Raw genomic sequence first — 22,637 nt, 5'->3', positions numbered from 1 at the left:
GCCCGCGACTGCACCTTTCGATCGGCGTGACCGGACATCGGCCTCCCCGCCTGGGCGCCGCGGACATCGCGCCCCTGCAGGCGGCGCTCGCGCCGCTGCTCGAACGCCTCACCACCGCGCTACGCGGCATCCAGCGCCGCCACAGCCGTTGGCTCTCGGCCCAGTTGCCCTGCCATCGCCTGGTCTCCGCCTTGGCCGAAGGCGCGGACTCCCTGGTCGCGGAAGCCGCGCTCGACCTGGGCTGGCAGCTGGATGCGTGCCTGCCGTTCCCGCCCGCCGACTATGCGGCGGACTTCGGGGAAGGCCCCGCCCTCTCGCGATTCCGGGGCCTGCTGGCGCGTGCCGAGGCGGTGTTCGCGCTGCCCGGGCAACGCGACGCCGCCACCGCGGCCTACGAGGCGGTCGGCCGGGTCGTGCTGGACCAGGCCGACATCCTGCTGGCGGTCTGGGACGGCGACCCGGCACGTGGTCGCGGCGGTACGGCGCAGATCGTCGCCGAGGCGGTTGCGCGCCACATCCCGGTGATCCACCTGGACCCGGCCGCGCTCGCGGGCCCGGGTACGGGACCCCAGCTCCTGTGGACCGGCCTGTCCGACCTGGACTTCGAACAGCCCACGCTCGACACCGTGCCGCGGGCCCCCGTGGCCGAGGTCCTCGAAAGCGTGCTCGACATGCTGACCGCACCGCCGGGCAACCCCGTCGACGTGCGCATGCTGCGCCGCTTCTATCGCGAACGGATCATGCGCCGGACGCCTGCACTGCCCTGGCCCCTGCTGCTGGCGACGACCGGCGTGCGACGGATGCGCGCTGCCGACCTCGCGCCCCCGCGGCCGGTCGACTGCGCCCAGCGCCTCGGCCGCGGACTGGGGAACCTGCCTCCCACCGGGGGCCACTCGGCCCGCCTCTCGCGCATCCTCCTGCCGCGCTTCGGCCTGTCGGACGCGGCGGCCACGTATTTCGCCCAGCTGTTCCGCAGCGGCTACGTCGCCAACTTCGCCCTGGCCGCGGTCGCGGTGCTGCTGGCACTGTCGGGGCTGGTCGCGCCCGGGCTGAAATCGTGGCTGATCGGCACCGAACTGCTGGTGATCGTGCTGATCCTCGCCAACACGCGGCTCGGCACACGGGTGGGCTGGCACGAACGCTGGATGGACAACCGGCACCTGGCCGAGCAATTGCGCACGGTCTCGGTCAGCAGCCTGCTCGGCGATCTCGCGCTGCGCGATGCCGATGCCGACAGCCGGGGCATGGCACCGGGCTGGGTGCGCTGGTACGCCCGCGCCACCGCGCGCGAGCTGGGATTGCCGCACGCGGTGGTCGATGCAGGCTACCTCCGGCGCGTCCGCGGCGCCGCGCAGGCCATGATCGAGGACCAGGCCGCCTATCACCGCGACAATGCGCGCCGCATGCACCTGCTCGACCATCGCCTGCATCGCCTGGGCGGGTATCTGTTCGCGCTCACCGCGATGGCCTGCATCGCATGGATCGCGGTGAAGCTGGCCGGACTGGAGCCGGGCAACCTGGCCGGGCTCGACATGACGGTCGCCGTGACCATCGCCACCGCCGTCCTGCCGGCGCTCGGCGCGGCCCTGTATGGCATCCGGATGCAGGGCGATTTCAACGGGGTCGCCGACCGTTCCCTGACGACCTCGGCCCGGCTCGAGGCCCTGCAACGGGCCATCGCCGGCGATCCCGACGACTTCGGTCGCCTGCAGGCACGGCTGCGCCGGTTGTCCGACGTGATGCTGGCCGACATCGCGCACTGGCGCACGACCTACCAGGCGCGGCCGCTGAGCCTGCCGGGATGAATGCCGGGCGCGACGCGCGTGCGGCGACCGCACGCGCGCGCCCTGATGCAGGGGCGCCTCAATCGGCGCGGTTGACGATCACCGGGTCCAGCGTGCAACTGACGCCATCGCCTGGATTCGGCGAATCGGTACGCGCCCAGATCGTCAGGCAGTAGTTGTACGATCGGTTGCGCTTGTCTTCGTCGTCGAGAACCACGCTCTGCACGCTGCTGCCGGCGACGGCGGTCATCCCGTCCACGCCATTGCCGTCGCGACCGGTGATGGTGATGGCGGACGCCGGATCGGTGGGGAAGCTGAAGGGCAGGCTCGTCCCGGCCGCATTGGTGACCGTTCCGCCCAGGGTGAAGGTGATGTCGGTCTGCCGGTTGTAGTCGCTGCCCGAGAACGCCATGTTGCCCAGGTTGACGCTGCCGTCGGACTGCACGACGTTGCTGCTGGCCGGGTTGCTCGCGCCCTGCGAGTAGGTCGCGCTCGCGGTGAAGTTGCCGTTCGCGTCGACGCTGCCGCTGACGGTGACGTTAATGCCGAGGGTCATGTCCTGTTTGTCGCCCATGGTCTATCTCCGGTGGGTTGGTTCGCTGATCAGGGCCGTCAGGCGGTAGTCAGCGCCGCCTTCGGGTCGGGGGGATCGGGGGTCGGGGTCGGCCAGCCAATCGGCGACGGCGCGGAATCGCGCGTCCTGTCCGCCGTCCAGCGATGCGAGATAGGCACGCGCTTCTTCGAGCGCCCGCGCAGCGGCCGCGTCGTCGTCGAGCGCACCCGCGTTGCGCGCGGCCAGGAGCTTCGCCACCAGCCAGCCGAACCGGGCTTCGGGCGACGTCGCATCGGCGTCCGGGGCGAAGTCGCGGGCGAATCGGTCCAGCGCCGGTGCGGCCGCCTCGTGATCGCCGCGCGCCACGAGGATCGCCGCCTGCATCCAACGCGCCGGCAGCAGTCCATCGGTGCGCCATGCCGTGACGCTGGCGTCGCCCCCGACCAGTGCGTTCGCGTCCGCGAGCGCACGGGCATTGGCTTCCGCCGCGCCCGCCCAGTCATGGGACAGCATCAGGGACTCGGCATGCACGTTGGCGGCCTTCACCGCCATCTCGAGCCAAAGCCGGTTCGCGGGATCCTGCGCCCGCAGCGACTCGATCGTCGCCACGCCCTCCCGGGCGAGCGCCGCCCCGCCGGCGTCGTTTCCACGCTCGAGCTCCAGCTGCGCCGCGCGGACGAGCGAGATGGACAAGGCCTCGCGGATCTTGGTGTTCTTTGGGTCGTCGACGAGCAGGCGCCGGTAGAGCGCACCTTCATCGCGTCGCAGCTCCAGCGCGGCGACGCTCTCGCCCATCCGGCGCCTGGCGTCGGCCTGCCAGGCCAGGGTCTGCGCGAACTGGTACGCATGCTCCGGCGCGTCGCCACTGCGCTCGCGCAACTCGAGCCATCCATCGAGCGCCCGGTCGAAGTGCGCCAGGGCTTCGCCCGGCCGGTCCTCGCTCAGCTCCAGCGCGCCGAGGTTGGTCTCGGCATAGACGCGCTCGACCAGCCAGTCGACGTTGGCCGGATCGATCGTGGTCAGGCGGCCCGCCAACGCCAGGTAGCGCCCCAGGTGCCGCCTCGCCGGCGCTGCGTCGCCCCGCTGCCAGGCGATATAGCCGACCCAGAACTCGCTCTGGGCGTGATCGAAGATGCGCTGGGGGTTGCCCGGATCGCGTCGCAATTGCTCGGCCGTGGTGTCGGCCGCTTGCCGGTAGGTCGCCAGCGCACCGTCCAGGTCGCCCCGCAGGTTCCTGACCTCGCCCACCAGCAACAATGCGCGCGAGCGGCGGCCCAGGGCGTCCGCGTCCAGCCGCGCCGGCTGCTGCTGGCCGTAATAGGCCATGGCACGCTGGCCGACACTGTCCATCACGTCCAGGCGACCGACGGGCTCGAGCTTGCGCCGGAGGTCGGTCAGCATGAACTCGATGAGCCCCTCGGCCTGTGCGCGCTGGTGCTGGGCCTCGTCGCGTGCCTGCCGTGCCATCAGGGCCATTCCGCCCATGGCCAGCATGCCGACCGTGGCGGCGGTCGCGAGCCAGGCCAGGCGCTTCTGCCTGCGCTGCGCTTCGCGCTGGACCAGGTCGTCGAGTCGAAGCCCGGTCAGGCCGGCGACCAGCTTCAGCGACGCGAGCCGCTTGCCGTCGCCGTGCGGACGCAGGTCGGCGGCGACGGGTTCGGCCGGCTGCCTGGTGATCCGGCCCTCCCCGTCGACATGGAAGCGCAGGGCTTCGGGGAAGCACTCCTCCGTCTCGCGACCCGGCATGCCGCTGGCGCCGGGCTCGCCGGCCACGACCAGTACCAGCACCCGCGCGTCGCCATGGCGTTGCTTGAACACGCGGATCTCTTCGTTGACCCAGCGCGAACGCGCCGCGTCGGGCGAGGCGACGACGACCAGGAAACGGCTTCCGTCGAGGGCGCTGCGGAGCTCGGCCGACAGGTCGGCGGCGGCGCCAAGTTCCTCGCGGTCCTTGAAGATCGGCGACAGGTTCGGCGGCACCGGGCCCAGCGCGGTGGGCCGACCGACAAGGCGACGCGGCAGGCGGTAGGTTTCGAGCGCCCGATGCAGCCAGCGCGCCGTCGCGCGATCGGCATGGCTGTAGCTGATGAATGCATGGTAGGTGGATGCCCTGCCCGCCATGATGCCGCTCTCCGCTACCGCGCCCCTCCCTGGACGGCACGTGACACTGCAAAACCCGCCAGGCCCGGCCGGGAGGAGTCCCCTGTGGAGTGCGCCGGACGCCCTGCCCCCGACCCGGCCACGATGCAACGGCCTGGCGGGACGACCCGTCCTCCCGGCTACAACGCAGCGGCCCCGGCAATGCGGCCAGCAGCCGATCCCTGGCGTCGCCTCTCCCGGACGAACGGCGCGTGCGCCCCGGCCAGGGCCTGCCACGGCCCTGGCCGGGGCCCGACGAAAGGGTGCTTCACCCGGCCGGGGGAAGAAGGGTGCCCGGCGTATTCCAGCGCTCACTGGGATCCAGCCTTGGCCTGACCGGGGCCCCGGGTGCGCTTCGCTTACCCCGGCTACGCGGCGTGTGGCCGTTGCCGTTGCCGTTGCCGTTGCCGTTGCCGTCGATCTTGATCTTGAACTTCGCGACTTCGAGGCCGCCGAGCACCGCAGGGCGTGGCGGCCGGAGAGGCGCCCTTGTCCGGGCGAAGCGAGTTTGGGCGCCGTGCCGACACGGCCGAGGCGCACAGGGAACCGGTGCGGCGAAGCCGGACCGGCGGCCGATGGAGCCGGCGGTTCTGGTGCCTTTTGCCAAGACAAAAGGCACCCGCCCACAGGGCGGAAGCCTTTGACTTTGACTTGGTTTCAGACCACCCCTCGCGGGAGGGATTGCGCGACGCAGAACCCATCGTGCGTCCTGCGTGAAATACCGTGACGGTGGGTTTCGCCTTTGGCTCTACCCACCCTACTAGGCGGGATGGGAGGCAGAACCGTAGGATGGGTAGCGCGAAGCAAAACCCATCGGGTGTCGTGTCCAAACGCCACGGTGGGTAACGCATTGCCCATGCGACCCACGCCGGCGCCCCGGGGTGCGTGGACCGCGGGGCATCCTCAATGCCGGCTTGTGCGATGCCTTCGCGGACGGATCCATCGCCCGCCAACGAACACGGGAGCCAGGGGATTTCGCGAATTGGCGCGTGCTCCCCGGACCTGGGTCAAGAACCATGAAAAAGCCCCGCCGGAGCGGGGCTTTGCAGACGCGCGACGGCAAGGCGTCAGGCGAAGGGATCCTGCAGGACCATGGTGTGGGCGCGGTCCGGACCGGTGGACACGATCGCCAGTGGGCAACCGGCCAGCTCTTCCAGCGCGCGCAGGTAGGCACGCGCGGCGGCGGGGAGCTGGTCCCACTCGGTGATGCCGTGGGTGTTCTCGTCCCAGCCCGGGAACTCCAGGTATACCGGGGTGCACTCTTCCCAGCCCGCCGCATCGAGCGGCGCGTACTCGGTGCGCTTGCCCCGGTATTCGTAGGCGATGCAGATCTTCAGCGTGTCCATGCCGTCGAGCACATCGAGCTTGGTGATGCACAGGCCGGTGATGCCATTGATCGCGACCGCGCGCTTGAGCGCGACGATGTCGATCCAGCCGCAACGGCGCGGTCGGCCGGTGGTCGCACCGTATTCCTGCCCGCGATCGCGGATGCCCTGGCCGATCTCGTCGTGCAGCTCGGTCGGGAACGGCCCGCCACCCACGCGCGTGGCGTAGGCCTTGCAGATGCCCAGCACATAGTCGATCGCGTCGGCGCCCACGCCCGCGCCGGCCAGCGCGCCGCCCACGGTGGTGTTGGACGAGGTCACGTAGGGATAGGTGCCGTGGTCGATGTCGAGCAGCGAGCCCTGCGCGCCCTCGAAGAGCACGCGCTTGCCCTGCTTGCGCAGGTCGTGGAGGATCCCGGCGACGTCGGACTTCATCGGCTGCACGTACTCGCCGAACTCGAGCGCCTCGTCGAGGATCTTCTGGTAGTCGACCGCGTCCACGCCGAGGTACTTCGTCAGCACGAAGTTGTGGTAGTCCAGTGCCGTGCGCAGCTTCTCGGCCAGCTGGTCGGGGTAATGCAGGTCGGCGACGCGGATGCCGCGGCGGGCGACCTTGTCCTCGTAGGCCGGGCCGATGCCGCGCCCGGTGGTGCCGATGGCCTTGCCGCCGGCCGCCTTCTCGCGCGCCTGGTCCAGGGCAATGTGGTACGGCATGATCAAGGGCGTCGCCGGGCTGATCTTCAGCCGCGAGCGCACGTCGACGCCCGTCGCCTCGAGTTCGTCGATTTCCTTTCGCAGCGCCGCCGGGCTCAGCACCACGCCATTGCCGATCAGGCACAGCGCGCCTTCGCGCAGGATGCCCGAGGGGATCAGGTGCAGGACGGTCTTCTTGCCGTTGATGACCAGGGTGTGGCCGGCATTGTGGCCGCCCTGGAAGCGGACGACGGCACCGATTTCCTCGGTCAGCAGATCGACGATCTTGCCCTTGCCTTCATCGCCCCACTGGGCACCGAGAACGACGACTGACTGACCCATGACGGTTGTACTCCGCAGATGTTGGGGGTGGCGGCCGCAGCCGCTGGGGGTGGCCGCGCGCGATGGAGCGCGGGCCGGACACGGAAAAAGCCGGCGGGCGACTCGTCGAGGAGCGGGCCCATCCGGCTTTTGTGCATTATCCGGGTTTCGGGGCGCCGGGGCCAGCCTTGCGGCGTGAAGACGACGTGGACGCCCCCGGCGGTTCAGGGGGCGGTCGGCCAGGCCCTCGAACGCGCCCCCTCAGCGGCGCACCCACCACAGGGCCAGCAGGCCCAGGGCGATGGAGATCGCTCCGACGAAGCGCAACTGCCGGTTCGGCATCGCATGCAACTGCTCGGCGGCACGGCGCCAGCCGTCCGGCGCCACGAACAGGAACAGGCCTTCGAGCACGGCGACCAGGCAGATCGCCGACAGCAGGGCGTCGCTCACCTCAACGATCGTTCTCGAGGTACTGCAGGAACGGGTCGTCCTGGTCCAGCACGATCAGGGCCTCGCCATCGGCGAAGGAGCGCCGGTAGGCCTCCAGGCTGCGCTGGAAGGCGTAGAACGCCGGGTCCTTGTTGGCCGCCGCCGCGTAGGTCTGCGCCGCTTCGGCATCGCCCTGGCCGCGCAGGCGCTGGGCGTCGCGCTCGGCCTCGGCGAGGATGACCGTCTGTTCGCGATCGGCCTCGGCGCGGATGGTCCGGGCCTGCTCCTCGCCTTCGGCGCGCAGGGCGCTGGCGACCTGGCGGCGCTGGGCGCTCATTCGCGCGAACACGTTGGTGATGACCTCGCTGTCGGTGGGCAGGTCGATCTGCTTGATGCGCAGGTCGATGATGCGAACGCCAAGCGTGGCCGCGCCTTCGTTGATCTTGCCCAGCTGCGCTTCGATGATCTCGGAGCGGTCGCCGGACACGACCTGCTGCAGGGTGCGCGCGTTGATCTCGTTGCGCAGCGAATCCTTGACGATCGGCACCAGCCGGGCCACGGCCACGCTCTCGTCGCCGCCGGTGGCGCGGAAGAAGGCCGTCGCATCGGCGATCAGGCCGATCGAGAAGAAGTCGACCTGGACGTCCTTGCGTTCGGAGGTCAGGTAGCGCTCGGGGCTGCTGTCGAGCACCTGCAGGCGGCGATCGAAGACCAGTGCGTTCTCCACCAGCGGCACCTTGAAGTGCAGGCCGGGGCCGAGGTCGGCCCGTGACACGCGGCCGAGGTTGAGGACGATGGCGGTCTCGCCTTCCTTGACGACGAAGATCGAGCCCAGCAGGCCGAACAGCACCGCGACGATCACGGCAATCCAGACGGGAGCCTTCATTGGCGGGCCTCCTCTCGGCCATCAGGGCGGGACGGCCGGGCGCCGCGCGAGGAACGCGCCGGTGCCGGGTCCGGCGTGCTCAGCGTGGGCGCCAGCAACTCCGGGGACATCGCGGGCGTGGCGCCGCTCGCGCGACCGCCGCCCATGGGCGAGTAGATGAGTTGGCGCGAGTCGTCGCCGACGATCTTGCGGTTCGCGGCCAGGACCTCCTGCACCGTCTCCAGCCACAGGCGCTTGCGCGTGACCTCCGGCGCCTGCTTGTACTCGTCGACCAGCAGCGAGAAGCGGTCCGCGTCACCGTTGGCCTTGGCCACCTTGGCGGTCTTGTAGCCTTCGGCCTCGGTACGGATGCGGGCGGCGCCACCGCGCGCCTCGGGCACCACCTTGGCCGCGTACGCCCGCGCCTCGCTGATCAGGCGCTCGCGCTCCTGCTGGGCGCTGTTGACGTCGTCGAAGGCTGGCTTGACCTGCTCGGGCGGACGCGCGTTGGGCAGGTTGAGCTCGGTGACGATCAGGCCGGTGCGATAGGCATCGAGCGAGGCCTGCAACTGTTCGCGCGACGACACCGCCAGCGCGTTGCGCGCGCCCAGCACCGTGTCCAGGGTGGAGCGACCGACCTGCTCGCGCATGGTGCTCAGCGCGGCCTGGCGCAGGACCTCGTCGGGATCGCGGGTACCGAACAGGTAGCGCTGGGGATCGTTGACCTGGTACTGCACGTTGATCTCGACGTGGACGATGTTCTCGTCGCTGGTCAGCACCGGCACGTTGTCGCTCATGGTGCGGATCTGGGTCGCCTTGACCTTGGTGACGCGCTCGAAGGGCCAGGGCATCTTGAAGTGCGGGCCGGGCTGCATGACGCGCGAGAACTGGCCGAAACGCAGGACCACGCCGCGCTCGGTCTCGGCGATCAGCACGAAGCAGTTGAAGGCCAGCCAGAGGCCGACCAGCAACAGCAGCCAGCGGCCGATGCCGCCGGCACCGCCGCTGCCGCCGAAGAGTCCACGGAGCTGGTCGAGGACGGCGTCGAAGCCGCCTCCGCCGGGGGGCCGTCGCGACGGCCGGTTGCCGTTGCCGGAATTCTTGCTGCCGGGGGTATTCCAGGCCATGCCTGCTCCATGTTCGGAAATCGTGGCCGAGACGGGTGGCCCCGCCGGAATCGGCATCGGTCGATTCTAGGTGGGGGCTGGTCGGTGCTCAAGCAAGGCCCGCTTGCGACCCGCACCGGCCACATCCGGGACCGGGAACCAGGGCCGCGTCAGTCGAACGGTGCGTCCGCGGGATCGCCTTCCAGGCCGGCGGCCTCGATGAGGGGCCTGAGCCACTCGCCATGGGCCTGCGCGAACAGCCGCTGGAGATCGCTGATGGCCATGTCGACCTCGACCTCCCAGCCCGCCTCGTCGCCCGTCTCCCCACGCACCACGCCCAGCTCATGCAGGCGGGCACGCAGTTTCGCGGCCTGCGGGGGGATCCGGACGCGACCGGCGACGTGCCGGAGCTCGAGGGCCTCGACCAGCGCCTGCCGCAGCAGCGCCAGCCCCTGGCCCTCGCGGGCCGACAGCCACACCCGCGGTCGGCCGCCGGCGGGTCGGTCCAGGCGCGGCGCGAAGCGGCGCATCCCGACCGGATCGCCCTCCCCGGTGCCATCGCCGGCATCGCTCGTGCCCGCACCGGGATCGACGGGTTCGGCGAGGCGATCGATCTTGTTGAACACCAGCACCTGCGGCAGGTCCCCCGCGCCGACCTCCGCGAGCACCGAGTCCACCTGGGCGATGCGCTCCTGGCGCGCCGGATCGGCCGCATCGACGACGTGCAGCAGCAGGTCGGCCTCGCGGGCTTCGGACAGGGTCGAACGGAAGGCCGCGACCAGCTCGTGCGGGAGGTCGCGCACGAAGCCCACCGTGTCGGCGAGCACCGCGCTGCCGCCGGACAGTTCGATCCGGCGCACGGTCGGATCGAGCGTCGCGAACAGGCGGTCGTCGGCATAGGCCTCCGCACCGGTCAGCGTGTTGAACAAGGTGGACTTGCCTGCATTGGTGTAGCCGACCAGGGCCACCCGCGGCAGCTCGCTGCGCACGCGGGCACGGCGCATCTGGGTGCGCTGCACCTCCACCTTCTCCAGCCGCTTCTGCAGGATGTCGACGCGCTTCTGCAACAGCCGGCGGTCGGTTTCCAGCTGTGTCTCGCCCGGGCCGCGCAGGCCGATCGAACCGCCGCGCTGGCGCTCGAGGTGGGTCCAGCCGCGCACCAGGCGCGTGGCGAGGTGGCGCAGCTGCGCCAGCTCCACCTGCAGCTTGCCCTCGTGGCTCTGCGCACGCTGGGCGAAGATGTCCAGGATCAGGCCGGTGCGATCGACCACGCGCCGCTGCAGCGCGCGCTCGAGGTTGCGCTCCTGAACCGGGCTGAGCGGATGGTTGACCAGTATCAGGTCGGCGCCGCTGGCGTCGGCGGCCGCGCGCACTTCCTCCAGTTTGCCGCTGCCGATCAGCGTGGCCGGGTTGGGACGGTCGATGCGCGCGGTCAGCAGCGACGCGACGGTGGCGCCGGCCGAACGCGCCAGGTCGGCGAACTCCTCAAGCAGCTCCTCGTCCGGCGGGCCGCCGGCATGGGGCTGGATCAGCAGCGCATGTTCGCCCTTGCGGGATCGTTCAAACACGCGCGGTCATGCTCCTGGACTCATTCGTTCTCGTCGTCGTCCACCGAGACGCCGCCGTTGCCGCCCTCGCCCTGCCCGGTCTGCACGTAGCCGCCACCCGGGCCCACGCGCACGTTGCGGGCGGGTACGACGGTGGAGATTGCATGCTTGTAGACCATCTGGCTGACGGTATTGCGCAACAGCACGACGAACTGGTCGAAGGATTCGATGGTGCCCTGCAGCTTGATGCCGTTGACCAGGTAGACCGAAACCGGCACGCGCTCGCGTCGAAGTGCATTCAGGAATGGATCCTGCAAAGACTGTCCCTTGGACATCAAGTTTTCCCCAGCAAAGTTCTAGTTATAGGAGGGCATGCCCGCCAGGCGGAGCCCGTCGCCGGTCACGCTCCCCATGGCGGCGACCGGCCGATGGTAACGCAAGTCCGGCGCCGCGCGGCGTGACTGGCACTGGATTTATCGAAAAGTCCCGATCCCGGCAAGCCGGGCATGCCCTCAGGCCGGCATGAACAGGCGAAGGGCGCGTTCGAGGCGCTCTCGATCGTGTTCGGGGTCGAACCAGCGGGCGTCGAGCTGGCTGCGCAGCCAGGTGATCTGCCGCTTGGCCAGCTGGCGGGTGGCGAAGATGCCGCGGTCGCGGAACGTGGCCATTTCGCCCGCCCCGTCCAGGTATTCCCAGGCCTGCCGATAGCCGACGGCCCGGATCGCCGGCAGCTCCAGCGGCGCCGGGTGCGCCTGCAGGCCCGGGAGTGCCCGCAACGCGCGCACCTCGTCCAGGAAGCCCGCCGCGATCATCGCGTCGAAGCGGCGCGCGATGCGGGCGTGGAGCACGGCGCGGTCGGGCGGCGACAACACCAGCCTGAGTACGCGGAAGGGCAGGCGCGGCGACCGCTCTCGCTGCCAGTCGCTGATGGCGCGTCCGGACAGGCGCCAGACTTCCAGCGCCCGCTGGATGCGCTGGGCATCGGTGGCGTGGATGCGCGCGGCGGCGGCGGGATCGACGCGACCCAGTTCGGCGTGCAGCGCGTCCCAGCCGCGATCGGCGGCTTCGGCCTCGATCGCCGCGCGCAGGGCCGGATCGGCCTCGGGCATCGGCGACAGCCCCCTGAGCAGGGCCTGGAAATAGAGGCCGGTGCCCCCCGCCAGGATCGGCAGGCGCCCGCGCGCACGGATCTCGTCCATGGCGCGGCGCGCGTCGACGGCGAATTCCGCGGCCGAATAGGGCTGCCAGGGCTCGCGCAGGTCGAGCAGGTGATGCGGGACGCGCGCCTGCTCGAGCGCCGAAGGCTTGGCCGAGCCGATGTCGAGGTGGCGGTAGACCAGGGCCGAGTCGACGCTGACCACCTCGCCGCCCAGGCGCTCGGCCCATTCGAGCGCGAGCGCGGTCTTGCCCGAGGCGGTCGGCCCCATCAGCGCGATGGCGAGCGGGCGGGTGTCGCCCGGGGAGACTCCGCCCGCCGCCATGTCGTCCATCCCGGGCGTGCGCCGGCGGCGTCCGTCAGTAGCCGGTCTCGCGCAGCGATGCGCGGACCTGCTGGTGGGTCGCCTTCATCTCGTCGCTCGGCCCCTTGCGGTCCAGCAGGCTCACCACGACGATACCCAGCGTCGCGACGATGAAGCCCGGCACCATTTCGTACAGTCCGGAGCCGAACTGCTGCACGGCGACCTGTTTCCACGCGATGACGGTACCGGCGCCCAGCACGATGCCGGCCAGCGCGCCGTTGCGCGTCATGCGTTCCCAGAACAGCGACAGCAGGACCACCGGGCCGAACGCGGCGCCGAAGCCGGCCCAGGCGTAGCTCACCAGGCCGAGCACGCGGCTGTCCGGATCTCGCGCCAGCCACAGGGCCAGCAGGGCGATCAGGCCCACCGAGATCCGCCCCACCCAGACCAGCTCGCGCTGGCTGGCGCCATTGCGGATGAAGCCGCGGTAGAAGTCCTCGGTCATGACGCTCGAACACACCAGCAACTGGCACGACAGCGTGCTCATCACCGCGGCGAGGATCGCCGAGAGCAGCACGCCGGCCACCCAGGGATTGAACAGTAGGTTGGCCAGTTCGATGAAGACCCGCTCGGAATTCTCGTCCACCCCCGTGGCCTGGCCCGGGTTGGCGGCGAAATAGGCGATCGCGAAGAAGCCGACGGCCAGCGAGCCGGCCAGGCACAGGATCATCCAGGTCATGCCGATGCGCCGCGCCGCAGGGATGGTGCGGACGCTGTCGGCCGCCATGAAGCGCGCGAGGATGTGCGGCTGGCCGAAGTAGCCCAGGCCCCAGGCCAGCAGCGAGACGATGCCGATGAAGCCCAGCTCGCCGCCGCGGAACCAGTCGAGGTTGCCCGGGTCGGCCTGCCGGATCAGCGCCATGCTCGCCTCGTAGCCCCCGTTGGTCATGATCACGATCACCGGCGTCAGCAGCAGGGCGAAGAACATCAGCGTCGCCTGCAGGGTGTCGGTCCAGCTGACCGCCAGGAAGCCGCCCACCAGGGTGTACAGGATCGTGGCGCCCGCGCCCCACCACAGGGCCTGGTTGTAGGGCAGCCCGAAGACGGACTCGAACAGGCGCGCGACGGCGACCACGCCCGAGGCGCAGTAGACCGCGAAGAACACCAGGATCACCAGCGCCGACAGGACGCGCAGGATGCGGTCGCGGTCCTGGAAGCGGTGGGTGAAGTAGTCGGGGATCGTCAACGCGTTGCCGGTCCGCTCGGTGTAGACGCGCAAGGGACCGGCGATGTATTTCCAGTTGATCCAGGCACCGAGCACCAGGCCGAAGGCAATCCAGCCCTCCGAGACGCCGCCCAGGTACATCGCGCCGGGCAGGCCCATCAGCAACCACCCACTCATGTCGGAGGCGCCGGCCGCGAGTGCGACCACGAACGGACCGAGCGACCGGCCGCCGAGGATGTAATCGTCGAAATTCTTGGTCGACTTCCACGCGACGAGGCCGATCAGGACGACGGCGGTGAGGTAGATCGAGAACGTAACCAGTAGCGGCGTGCTGGCTGTCATAGGCAACAGGTTCCCCCGTGACTTGAAGCGAATGGGCGCCGCCGCAGGCGACGCGCGAATGGGCCAGCCTAACGCAGATGCGGATTTCGTTCAGCCCGGGTTGTTCACAGAGCCTGTGGACAAGCGCACGGACGAACCTGTGGACAACATCGCGATACGTCGCAGCCACGGGGCCCATGGCTTGCATGGCGAAATTTTGACCACCTGTTCATGCACCTGTATCCCGGCGCCGGGCGACACGATCGAACGCCGGATGTCAATCCTCGTCGGGCCACGCGGGCGTCGCACTGCCCGTCCCGCGCGGCACCGGCACGGCATCGACCGCGGCCCAGACCTTCAGCGCATCGACCGTCGCGGCCACGTCGTGCACGCGCACGATGCGCGCGCCGCGTTGCGCCGCAAGCACGTGCGCCGCCACCGAACCGTGGACGCGGTCGCGCGGTGCCTCGCGCCCCGTCAGCTCGCCGATCGCACGCTTTCGCGACAGACCGGCCAGCACCGGGACGCCCAGCTCGCGGAACCGCTCCAGTCGTGCCAGCAAGGCGAGGTTGTGCTCGAGCGTCTTGCCGAAACCCAAGCCCGGGTCGACGACGATGCGCTTCTTCCCGATGCCGGCCATCTCCGCCGAGAAGATCCGTTCGGCGAGGAAACGGTGCACCTCGGCGACCACGTCGTCGTAGCCTGGCGCGGACTGCATCGAGCGCGGCTCGCCCTGCATGTGCATCAGCACCACGGGCACGCCGCACTCGGCCGCGGCCTCCAGCGCGCCGTCGCGGCGCAGCGCGTAGACGTCGTTGATGATCCCGGCGCCTGCGGCCACCGCCGCACGCATGACGGCCGGCTTGGACGTGTCGATGGAAATCGGCACCGCGACCGCCGCGGCAAGGCGCTCGATGACCGGCAGCACGCGGGCCAGCTCTTCCTCGAGCGATACCTCGTCGGCGCCGGGCCGCGTCGACTCCCCGCCGATGTCGAGCAGGTCCGCGCCCTCGTCCACGAGCCTGAGGCCATGCGCGACGGCTGCCTCCACGCCGGCGTGTTCGCCGCCATCGGAGAACGAGTCGGGCGTGACGTTGACGATGCCCATGACCCGTGTGCGGTCGAGCACGAGTTCACGGCCGTTGCAGTCCAGGCGGGGGGCGATGTCGAACATGCTCAGCGTCCGCTCCCCGACGACTTGGCGCTCAACGCCGCGGCGAACACGAGGCCCAGGCCGGCGCCGATCGCCACGCCCAGGGATATCCCGAGGGCGGAATTCCCGAGTGCCACGCCCAGGCCCGAACCGATCGCCAGACCGCATCCGATGCCGATCGCGAGCCCGGCGCCCGCCTTGTCGCGGCCCGCCCTGCCCGCCCGCTCGCCACCCTGCTTCATGCGCGTCCGCTCCCGCCCCGATCGGGGCATAAAAAAAGGCCAGAGTCGAACTCTGGCCTTTCCATTGGAACGAGGCAAGCACCGGGCGGCGATACGCGCCTCAGGTCTGCGCCGCCGGCCCGACCACCGCGCCCGGCGGGGTGCTGCCGGCGTCGTCCTTCGGCGCGCGCCCCGACTTCACCCAATCCTGCGGCGGGCCGGGTTCGCGACCGGCCATGATCTCGTTGATCTGGTGCGCGTCAATGGTCTCGTACTGCAGCAGGGCGTCGGCCATCACGTGCAGCTTGTCGATGTTGTCCTTGAGGATCCGCGTGGTCTCCTCGTAGGCCTTGTCGAGGATGCCACGCACGACGGTGTCGATCTTGCGCGCCGTCTCGTCGGAGACGCTCTTGTGCTGGGTCACCGAACGACCGAGGAACACCTCGTCCTCGTCCTCGCTGTAGGCGATCGGCCCCATTTCGTCGGACAGGCCCCACTTGGTGACCATGTTGCGCGCCATCTTGGTCGCGCGCTCGATGTCGTTGGATGCGCCGGTGGTGACCTTGTCGGCACCGAAGATCAGCTCCTCGGCCACGCGACCGCCGTACAGCGAGCACAGCTGCGATTCGATCGCGACGCGGTTCATCGAGTACTTGTCGCCCTCGGGCAGGTACATCGTCACGCCCAGGGCGCGGCCGCGCGGGATGATCGTGACCTTGTAGACCGGATCGTGCTCGGGCACGACGCGACCGACGATGGCATGACCGGCCTCGTGGTAGGCGGTGAGCTTCTTCTCGTCCTCGCTCATCGCCATCGAGCGGCGCTCGGCGCCCATCAGGATCTTGTCGCGCGCCTTGTCGAAGAACTCCATGCGCACTTCGCGGGCGTTCTCGCGCGCGGCGAACAGCGCCGCCTCGTTGCACAGGTTCGCCAGGTCCGCGCCGGAGAAACCCGGCGTACCGCGGGCGATCGTCATGGGCTCGACGTCGTCGGCGATCGGCAGCTTGCGCATGTGCACGCGCAGGATCTGCTCGCGGCCCTTGACGTCGGGCAGGCCCACGACGACCTGTCGGTCGAAGCGGCCCGGGCGCAGCAGCGCCGGGTCGAGCACGTCGGGACGGTTGGTCGCGGCGATCACGATCACGCCCTCGCCGCCCTCGAAGCCGTCCATCTCCACCAGCAACTGGTTGAGGGTCTGTTCGCGCTCGTCGTGGCCGCCGCCCAGCCCGGCGCCACGATGGCGGCCGACGGCGTCGATCTCGTCGATGAAGATGATGCACGGCGCGTGCTTCTTGGCCTGCTCGAACATGTCGCGCACGCGGCTGGCGCCGACGCCGACGAACATCTCGACGAAATCGGAGCCGGAGATGCTGAAGAACGGCACCTTGGCCTCGCCGGCGATCGCACGCGCCAGCAGGGTCTTGCCGGTGCCGGGCGGGCCGACCATCAGCACGCCTCGCGGGATCTTGCCGCCGAGCTTCTGGAAGCGCGAGGGATCGCGCAGGAACTCGACCAGTTCCTCGACCTCTTCCTTGGCCTCCTCGCAGCCGGCGACGTCGGCGAAGGTCACCTTCACCTCGTTCTCGCCCTGCATCTTGGCGCGCGACTTGCCGAAGCTCATGGCGCCCTTGCTGCCGCCCTGCTGCATCTGGCGCATGAAGTAGATCCAGATGCCGATGAACAGCAGCCAGGGCAGCACGTTGATCAGGATGACGCCCAGCGACAGGCCACTGGACGGCGGCGCCTGCTCGATCGCCACGTCGTGGTTGATCAGGTCGTTGACCAGGTCCTTGTCGCCCGGGCTGTGGGTGGTGAACTTGCTGCCGTCCTTGCGCTCGCCGGTGATCGTGGTCCGGTCCTCGTCGATCTTGACCTTGGCGACACGATCGTTCTGCACCTGGTGGATGAACTGGTCATAGGCCAGGTTCTCGGTCGCCGCGGTGCGCGGGCCGAACGCCTGGAACACCACCATCAAGACGACGGCGACGATCACCCAGAGCAGAAGATTCTTGGCCAAGTCGTTCATTTGCCTACCTGTTGCCGCCCGGCGCGACATGCGTCCGGGGCGATGGGACCATCCGGGCCGCCGCGGAAGGCGGCGCCCGGCCACACCTTACTTGATCGACGCGCGCTTGCCCTGTGCCAGTGCATAGACTTCGGGCGAGCGCTTGCGCGAGGCCGCCGGCTTGCGGATGACCACCTTGTCATACCGCCGCCGCAGCTCCTTCACATAGTCGTCGAACCCCACGCCCTGGAACAGCTTGATCAGGAACGCGCCGCCCACCCGCAGGTGGTGGTCGGCGAAATCCATGGCCAGCTCCGCCAGGTACATCGCGCGGGGCATGTCGACCGCATCCACACCGCTCTTATTGGGGGCCATATCCGAGAGCACAAGGTCCACCGGCTTGCCCCCCAGCGAAGCGACCAGTTGGGATAAAACGCCATCCTCCCTGAAATCCCCATGAAGGAACTCCACCCCGGCCAGCGGCGGCATCTCCAGGATGTCCAGGGCAATGACCCGGCCCGGGCGCCGGGCGTCGATCCGGTCCAGCTCCTGGCGGACCCACTGCGACCAGCCGCCGGGGGCCGCGCCCAGGTCGACCACGGTCATGTCGGGCTTGAGCAGTCGATCGCGGGCGACGACCTCCTCCAGCTTGTAGGCCGCGCGCGAACGCATGCCCTCGGACTGGGCCTTCTTCACGAAGGGGTCGGAGAAATGTTCCTTCAGCCAGCGTTGGCTGCTTTTGCTGCGGGTGGCCATGGGCGCGGGGGAAGCCCTGTCCTTCAGGTCGGGAATCAGGCCGCCATGATACCCTGAGCGCCCCAGACTGCCCGTTCACGTGACCCCATGCCGACCCTGCTCACCGCCGCCCAGACCCGCTTCCTGCGCGGCCAGGCCCATGGCCTGAAAGCCATGCTCCAGGTGGGGGGCAAGGGCATCACCGACGCTCTGGTGGCCGAGATCGACAATGCCCTGGAGCACCACGAGCTGATCAAGGTGAAGGTCGGGGCCGAGGACCGCGAGGCCCGCGACGCGATGATCGAAGCCCTGGCCGAGCGCACCCACGCCGCCCTGGTGCAGCGGATCGGCCACACCGCGGTCCTGTACCGCCAGAGCAGGGACAAGCGGCAGATCGTCCTGCCCCGCGCCTGAGACCGGCGGAGGCGACCCGGCGACGATGCCCCTGAACCTGGAACAGTCCGACCACGCCTTCACGATGCGCGGCGCCGACGGCGCCCTCGCCCGGGTCAACGACCGGGTCCTGTCGCGCAGCTTCATCCTCGCGCCCGACCACCTGCTCGAGGACTGGGCGGCCACGCACGTGGCCGCGCTGACCCCGGCCTCCCTGGACCCGGTGCTGGCGCTGGAGCCTGAAGTGGTGCTGCTCGGCACCGGCGCCACCCAGGCCTTCCCGCCCGCGTCTGTGATGGCCGCCTGCCTGACCCGCGGGATCGGCCTGGAGGCCATGTCCAACGACGCCGCCGCCCGCACGTTCAATGTCCTGGCCGGCGAAGGCCGCCGCGTGGTCGCGGGGTTCATCCTCGCCGGTTGAGGCCTTGGCAGGCGTGTTCCCGCCGGAACGGTGGGCACGCCGCCGGGAAGTCGGGAGTGCGCTCCGTATCCCATGCAGCACGCTTTTCCAGCACCGTAGGATGGGTAGCGCGAAGCAAAACCCATCACTCATCGTCCGTGCGAACACGCCCCGGTGGGTTTCGCCTTTGGTCTACCCACCCTACTAGGCGGGGTGGCAGGCAACACCGTAGGATGGGTAGCGCGAAGCAAAACCCATCATTCATCGTCCGTGCGAGCACGCCACGGTGGGTTTCGCCTTTGGCTCTACCCACCCTACGAGGCGGGGTGACAGGCAACACCGTAGGATGGGTAGCGCGAAGCAAAACCCATCACTCATCGTCCGTGCAAACACGCGACGGTGGGTTTCGCCTTCGCCTCTACCCACCCGTCGGTGGCGCGGCCAAGCCTCGTCCGGCAGCCCAAGTGCGCCCGCTCACATCGGGGCCCAGGGCGCGCTTTGCCTGCCCGGGCTACGCGGACGGCGTGCCGAACACGACCCCGTTGAACGTATGCGTGCAGCACGTGCAGTCCGGCACCATGCCGGCCGCGTCCAGGCCTGGATCGACCAGGCGCAGGATGCCCCCGGCATCGACATGGAGGCCGCTGACGTAGCTCGACTCCCCGACCCGGACCACGGGCACGCCCGCGTCCGGATGCAGCGCCACCACGTCGAAGATGGGATCCCGGCTGTCGAGCCGGCCCACCGCCTCGGCGAACACCACGTCCCAGGGCTGCCCCACGCGCGAGCGGAGGAAACGATGGAGCGGGGTGTAATCCCGCCCCCGGCGCTGGCCCTGCTTCATCGGCAGGCGCGTGATTTCCTCCGCCAGCATCCGCCGGTCGCAGCGAACGGTGCGGAAGTCGCCCCCGGTCCGGTGCGCCACTCCGTGGGTCTGGGTGTTGAGCTTGCGATGGAGCGGTTCGCCGCGCTTCATGCCCGGGCGTGCGGCCTAGCGCCGCGGCAGGTAGGACAGGGGGTCGACGGGCTTGCCGTTGTAGCGCACCTCGAAATGCAGCATGTCGCGCGCGGCGCCGCTGCGCCCCATCTCTGCGATCTGCTGGCCGGACTTGACCACCGCGCCCTCGTTGACCAGGCGGTTGCGGTTGTGGCCATAGGCCGACAGCCACTGGTCGTTGTGCTTGATGATGATCAGCTCGCCGTAGCCCACCAGGCCGGAGCCCGAGTAGACGACCACGCCGTCGCTGGCCGCGCGCACCGGCGCGCCGCTCTTGCCGGCGATGTCGATGCCCTGCTTCGTCGGATCGCCACCGGCGAAGCGCCCGATCAGCTCGCCGTCGGCCGGCCATCGCCAGGACAGGCCGCTGTCGACGGGCGCGGGCGGCGGCGTGGCGGGTCGCGACGGCGGCGTGGAACTGCCGCTACGGGGCGGCGTGCCCGCGGTCGCGCGGCGACCCGGCGACGTGGCGCTGCCGGTCGACGGGTACAGCCGGATCCGCTGGCCGGGATGGATCGTGTAAGGCGACGGGATGCCGTTCCAGGCGGCGAGGTCGTGCAGGGTGATGCCGTTGTCGGTCGCGATCCGGTAGAGGTTGTCGCCCCGCTTCACGACCACGGTCGCACCGGGCTTGGCCCGGGAGCTGGTCACGGGGCCGCTGCCCGAGCCGCTCTCACGGACGACCGAGCTTGAACATGCGGCCAGTGCAAGCGCCAGCATGCCGGTGGCAAATGTGCGGTAGGTCGTGCTCATACGCCGTTTCTTGGCCTCCTTGATGATGGGGAACCCCGGCGTCGCGCGCCGTTCCCCCGGTTTGGACACGCGCTCAGCCGCGCAGTTCCAGCCAGGCCACCGCGACGATCACCAGCACGGCGACGATCCAGCCCAGCAGTTCGATGTAGCGGCGCAGCACCTGCTCAAGGCGCGCGCCGCCCCAGGCCACCAGGCCGGCGACGAGGAAGAAGCGCGCGCCCCGCCCGATCGCCGAACCCAGCAGGAAAGGTATCAGGCCGATGCCGGTCGCACCCGAAGCGATCGTGAACACCTTGTAGGGGATCGGCGTGAACGCCGCGACGAAGACGATCCAGAAACCGTACTCGGCAAACCAGGCCTGGACCGTGCTGAAAGCACCGTCCCAACCCAGCTTGACCATCCACGGCCAGATCGCATCCAGCGCGAAGTGCCCCAGCACGTAACCCATCAGGCCGCCGACGACGGAGGCCAGCGTGCAGATCGCCGCCAGGCGGTACCAGCGCTGCGGCGTGGACAGCGCCATCGGCGCGAGCATGACGTCCGGTGGCACCGGGAAGAACATCGACTCGGCGAAGCTCAGGGCGGCCAGGTAGCGCGGTGCGTGGCGGTGGGCGGCCCAGGCGAGGCAGCGGTCGTACAGGGGGCCGAACAGCTTCATCGGGGCAGCCTCGCGCGCCCGGGGCGCGACGGGAACAGGGGGAAGGCGGCGTGGCGCGCGACGCGGCGCGACGCGCGGTTCAATCGATCATCCCCGACAGCAGGGGCACGAACACCACCGCACCCAGGTCCTGCTGGCGGAGGCTGCCGTCGGCCTGCTTGTGCAGCAGCATGAGCGACTGCGAAGAGGCGCCGCCGACCGGGGCGATCAGCACGCCGCCGGTGGCCAGCTGCTCGCCCAGCGCGTCGACCAGCGCGGGCGCGGCCGCGGTGACGATGATCGCGTCGAACGGGCCGTTCTCCGGCCAGCCGATGCGGCCGTCGTCGTGCTTGCTGCGGATGTTGAGGCCGAGCGACCGGAAGCGCTTGCGCGCCACGCGCAACAGTTCCCCGATCCGCTCGACGGTATGCACCTCGAGTCCGAGCGCGGCCAGGATCGCGGCCTGGTAGCCCGAGCCGGTGCCGATCTCCAGGACCTTGCCGGGACTGGCCGAAAGCAGGGCCTCGGTCATCCGCGCGACCACCCAGGGTTGCGAGATGGTCTGGCCATGGCCGATGGGCAGCGCGGTGTCCTCGTAGGCGCGGGTCGCCAGCGCCTCGTCGACGAACAGGTGCCGCGGCACGGTGCGGATGGCGTTGAGCACGCGTTCGTCGGCGATCCCTTCGTCGCGCAGGCGCTGGACGAGGCGGTCGCGCACGCGCTGGGAGGTCATGCCGGTGCCGATGGCTTCGGGCTGCAGGCGCAGGCGCACGCTCATGTCGCGCCCTTCCCGTCCAGCGTGCCGGCCAGGCCGCCGACCCAGCTGGCGACCTGTTCCAGCGCCTGGTAGCGGGTCAGGTCGACCTGGATCGGGGTGATCGCGATATGGCCGGTGCGCAGGGCGTGGAAGTCGGTGCCGGGACCGGCGTCCTGCTCCGGACCGGCCGCGCCGATCCACCACCATTGGCGGCCGCGCGGGTCGCGCTGCGGCACGCAGGCCTCTGCGCGGTGCCGGTTGCCCAGACGGGTGACCTCGAAGCCGGCGATCTCGCTCCAGGGCACGTCGGGCACGTTGACGTTGAGGATGGTGTCGGCCGGCAGCGGATCGGTGCTGAGGCGGGCGATGATCTCGGCCGCCGCGCGTGCGGCGGTTTCGAAGTGCAGGCCCTTGTGGTCGACGGTGTTCAGCGAGACGGCCACGGCCGGCAGGCCGAGGAAGCGCCCTTCCATCGCCGCGGCCACGGTGCCGGAATAGATGACGTCGTCGCCCATGTTGGCGGTGTTGTTGATCCCCGACACGACGATGTCGGGTTCGACCTCGAGCATGCCGGTGATCGCCACGTGCACGCAGTCGGTGGGGGTGCCGTGCACGCGCCAGGTATGCGCGTCCAGTTGCACGACGCGGACGGGCGCGTCGAGGGTCAGCGAGTTGCTGGCGCCGGAGCGGTCGCGGTCGGGGGCGACCACCAGGACTTCGTGGCCGGCGGCCCTGAGGCCTTCGGCGAGGCAGCGGATGCCGGGGGCGTCGACACCATCGTCGTTTGAGACCAGAACTCGCATGGACTCCCTTGGATG

Annotated in this window: 22 protein-coding genes; 3 read left to right on the top strand and 19 right to left on the bottom strand. The window is 70.1% G+C overall.

The window, feature by feature from the left end; all coding sequences use genetic code 11:
• The first annotated feature begins 26 nt into the window (after positions 1-26).
• Positions 27-1,805, top strand: coding sequence for a hypothetical protein (locus tag H4F98_RS04565; RefSeq protein WP_182685441.1), 1,779 nt, complete (start codon positions 27-29; stop codon positions 1,803-1,805).
• A 58-nt stretch (positions 1,806-1,863) separates the two neighbouring features.
• On the opposite strand, the gene H4F98_RS04560 is transcribed toward H4F98_RS04565, so the two are convergent.
• From H4F98_RS04560 to rlmE, 14 genes are all read right to left on the bottom strand, one after another.
• Positions 1,864-2,358, bottom strand: coding sequence for a hypothetical protein (locus H4F98_RS04560; RefSeq protein WP_182685440.1), 495 nt, complete (start codon positions 2,356-2,358; stop codon positions 1,864-1,866).
• 3 nt (positions 2,359-2,361) lie between these two features.
• On the bottom strand, positions 2,362-4,458 hold the full coding sequence (locus H4F98_RS04555; RefSeq protein ID WP_182685439.1) for a toll/interleukin-1 receptor domain-containing protein: 2,097 nt from the start codon (positions 4,456-4,458) through the stop codon (positions 2,362-2,364).
• Between the two features lie 1,085 nt (positions 4,459-5,543).
• Entirely contained in the window at positions 5,544-6,836 is a 1,293-nt protein-coding gene (locus tag H4F98_RS04550; protein ID WP_182685438.1) for an adenylosuccinate synthase, read from the bottom strand.
• A 240-nt stretch (positions 6,837-7,076) separates the two neighbouring features.
• A complete protein-coding gene (locus tag H4F98_RS04545) occupies positions 7,077-7,265 on the bottom strand; it encodes a DUF2065 domain-containing protein (RefSeq protein ID WP_343064726.1) in 189 nt (62 codons plus the stop codon).
• A 1-nt stretch (position 7,266) separates the two neighbouring features.
• The gene (gene hflC, locus H4F98_RS04540) at positions 7,267-8,130 is read right to left on the bottom strand and encodes a protease modulator HflC (RefSeq protein ID WP_182685437.1); all 864 of its coding nucleotides are present in this window, start codon (positions 8,128-8,130) and stop codon (positions 7,267-7,269) included.
• Entirely contained in the window at positions 8,127-9,236 is a 1,110-nt protein-coding gene (gene hflK / locus H4F98_RS04535; RefSeq protein ID WP_182685436.1) for an FtsH protease activity modulator HflK, read from the bottom strand. The genes hflC and hflK overlap by 4 nt, the downstream gene beginning before the upstream one ends.
• A gap of 149 nt (positions 9,237-9,385) precedes the next feature.
• On the bottom strand, positions 9,386-10,783 hold the full coding sequence (gene hflX, locus H4F98_RS04530) for a ribosome rescue GTPase HflX (protein ID WP_182685435.1): 1,398 nt from the start codon (positions 10,781-10,783) through the stop codon (positions 9,386-9,388).
• Positions 10,784-10,803: 20 nt separating this feature from the next.
• Positions 10,804-11,097, bottom strand: a complete 294-nt coding sequence (hfq, locus tag H4F98_RS04525; protein WP_141518457.1) for an RNA chaperone Hfq — start codon at positions 11,095-11,097, stop codon at positions 10,804-10,806.
• A gap of 177 nt (positions 11,098-11,274) precedes the next feature.
• Positions 11,275-12,243, bottom strand: a complete 969-nt coding sequence (gene miaA, locus H4F98_RS04520; RefSeq protein WP_182685434.1) for a tRNA (adenosine(37)-N6)-dimethylallyltransferase MiaA — start codon at positions 12,241-12,243, stop codon at positions 11,275-11,277.
• A 34-nt stretch (positions 12,244-12,277) separates the two neighbouring features.
• A complete protein-coding gene (gene putP, locus H4F98_RS04515) occupies positions 12,278-13,789 on the bottom strand; it encodes a sodium/proline symporter PutP (RefSeq protein WP_182685433.1) in 1,512 nt (503 codons plus the stop codon).
• Positions 13,790-14,045: 256 nt separating this feature from the next.
• The gene (gene folP / locus H4F98_RS04510) at positions 14,046-14,942 is read right to left on the bottom strand and encodes a dihydropteroate synthase (protein ID WP_182685432.1); all 897 of its coding nucleotides are present in this window, start codon (positions 14,940-14,942) and stop codon (positions 14,046-14,048) included.
• Positions 14,943-14,944: 2 nt separating this feature from the next.
• On the bottom strand, positions 14,945-15,163 hold the full coding sequence (locus tag H4F98_RS04505; RefSeq protein WP_182685431.1) for a hypothetical protein: 219 nt from the start codon (positions 15,161-15,163) through the stop codon (positions 14,945-14,947).
• 100 nt (positions 15,164-15,263) lie between these two features.
• On the bottom strand, positions 15,264-17,168 hold the full coding sequence (ftsH, locus tag H4F98_RS04500; protein ID WP_182685430.1) for an ATP-dependent zinc metalloprotease FtsH: 1,905 nt from the start codon (positions 17,166-17,168) through the stop codon (positions 15,264-15,266).
• Between the two features lie 87 nt (positions 17,169-17,255).
• Positions 17,256-17,903, bottom strand: coding sequence for a 23S rRNA (uridine(2552)-2'-O)-methyltransferase RlmE (gene rlmE, locus H4F98_RS04495; RefSeq protein WP_182685429.1), 648 nt, complete (start codon positions 17,901-17,903; stop codon positions 17,256-17,258).
• A gap of 87 nt (positions 17,904-17,990) precedes the next feature.
• Between rlmE and yhbY the strand changes: the two genes are divergently transcribed.
• Complete coding sequence (gene yhbY / locus H4F98_RS04490; RefSeq protein WP_182685428.1) at positions 17,991-18,296, top strand: ribosome assembly RNA-binding protein YhbY; 306 nt, start codon at positions 17,991-17,993, stop codon at positions 18,294-18,296.
• A 25-nt stretch (positions 18,297-18,321) separates the two neighbouring features.
• Positions 18,322-18,696 (top strand): Mth938-like domain-containing protein, encoded by a 375-nt coding sequence (locus H4F98_RS04485; protein ID WP_182685427.1) that lies wholly within the window; start codon positions 18,322-18,324, stop codon positions 18,694-18,696.
• A gap of 490 nt (positions 18,697-19,186) precedes the next feature.
• Here the strand turns inward: H4F98_RS04485 and H4F98_RS04480 are convergent, their stop codons facing one another.
• The 5 genes from H4F98_RS04480 to surE form a co-directional block, all read right to left on the bottom strand.
• Entirely contained in the window at positions 19,187-19,651 is a 465-nt protein-coding gene (locus H4F98_RS04480) for a hypothetical protein (RefSeq protein ID WP_182685426.1), read from the bottom strand.
• Between the two features lie 15 nt (positions 19,652-19,666).
• On the bottom strand, positions 19,667-20,425 hold the full coding sequence (locus H4F98_RS04475) for a peptidoglycan DD-metalloendopeptidase family protein (protein WP_182685425.1): 759 nt from the start codon (positions 20,423-20,425) through the stop codon (positions 19,667-19,669).
• A 73-nt stretch (positions 20,426-20,498) separates the two neighbouring features.
• On the bottom strand, positions 20,499-21,083 hold the full coding sequence (locus tag H4F98_RS04470) for a YqaA family protein (RefSeq protein WP_182685424.1): 585 nt from the start codon (positions 21,081-21,083) through the stop codon (positions 20,499-20,501).
• 79 nt (positions 21,084-21,162) lie between these two features.
• Complete coding sequence (locus H4F98_RS04465; protein ID WP_182685423.1) at positions 21,163-21,840, bottom strand: protein-L-isoaspartate(D-aspartate) O-methyltransferase; 678 nt, start codon at positions 21,838-21,840, stop codon at positions 21,163-21,165.
• Entirely contained in the window at positions 21,837-22,622 is a 786-nt protein-coding gene (surE, locus tag H4F98_RS04460) for a 5'/3'-nucleotidase SurE (RefSeq protein WP_182685422.1), read from the bottom strand. The genes H4F98_RS04465 and surE overlap by 4 nt, the downstream gene beginning before the upstream one ends.
• Positions 22,623-22,637: the final 15 nt, after the last annotated feature.

It is taken from the genome of Marilutibacter spongiae (assembly GCF_014145325.1).
Taxonomy (GTDB): Bacteria; Pseudomonadota; Gammaproteobacteria; order Xanthomonadales; family Xanthomonadaceae; genus Marilutibacter; species Marilutibacter spongiae.
Note: the sequence above shows the minus strand (reverse complement) of the source record. Positions and strands in the feature narration are given on the sequence as shown.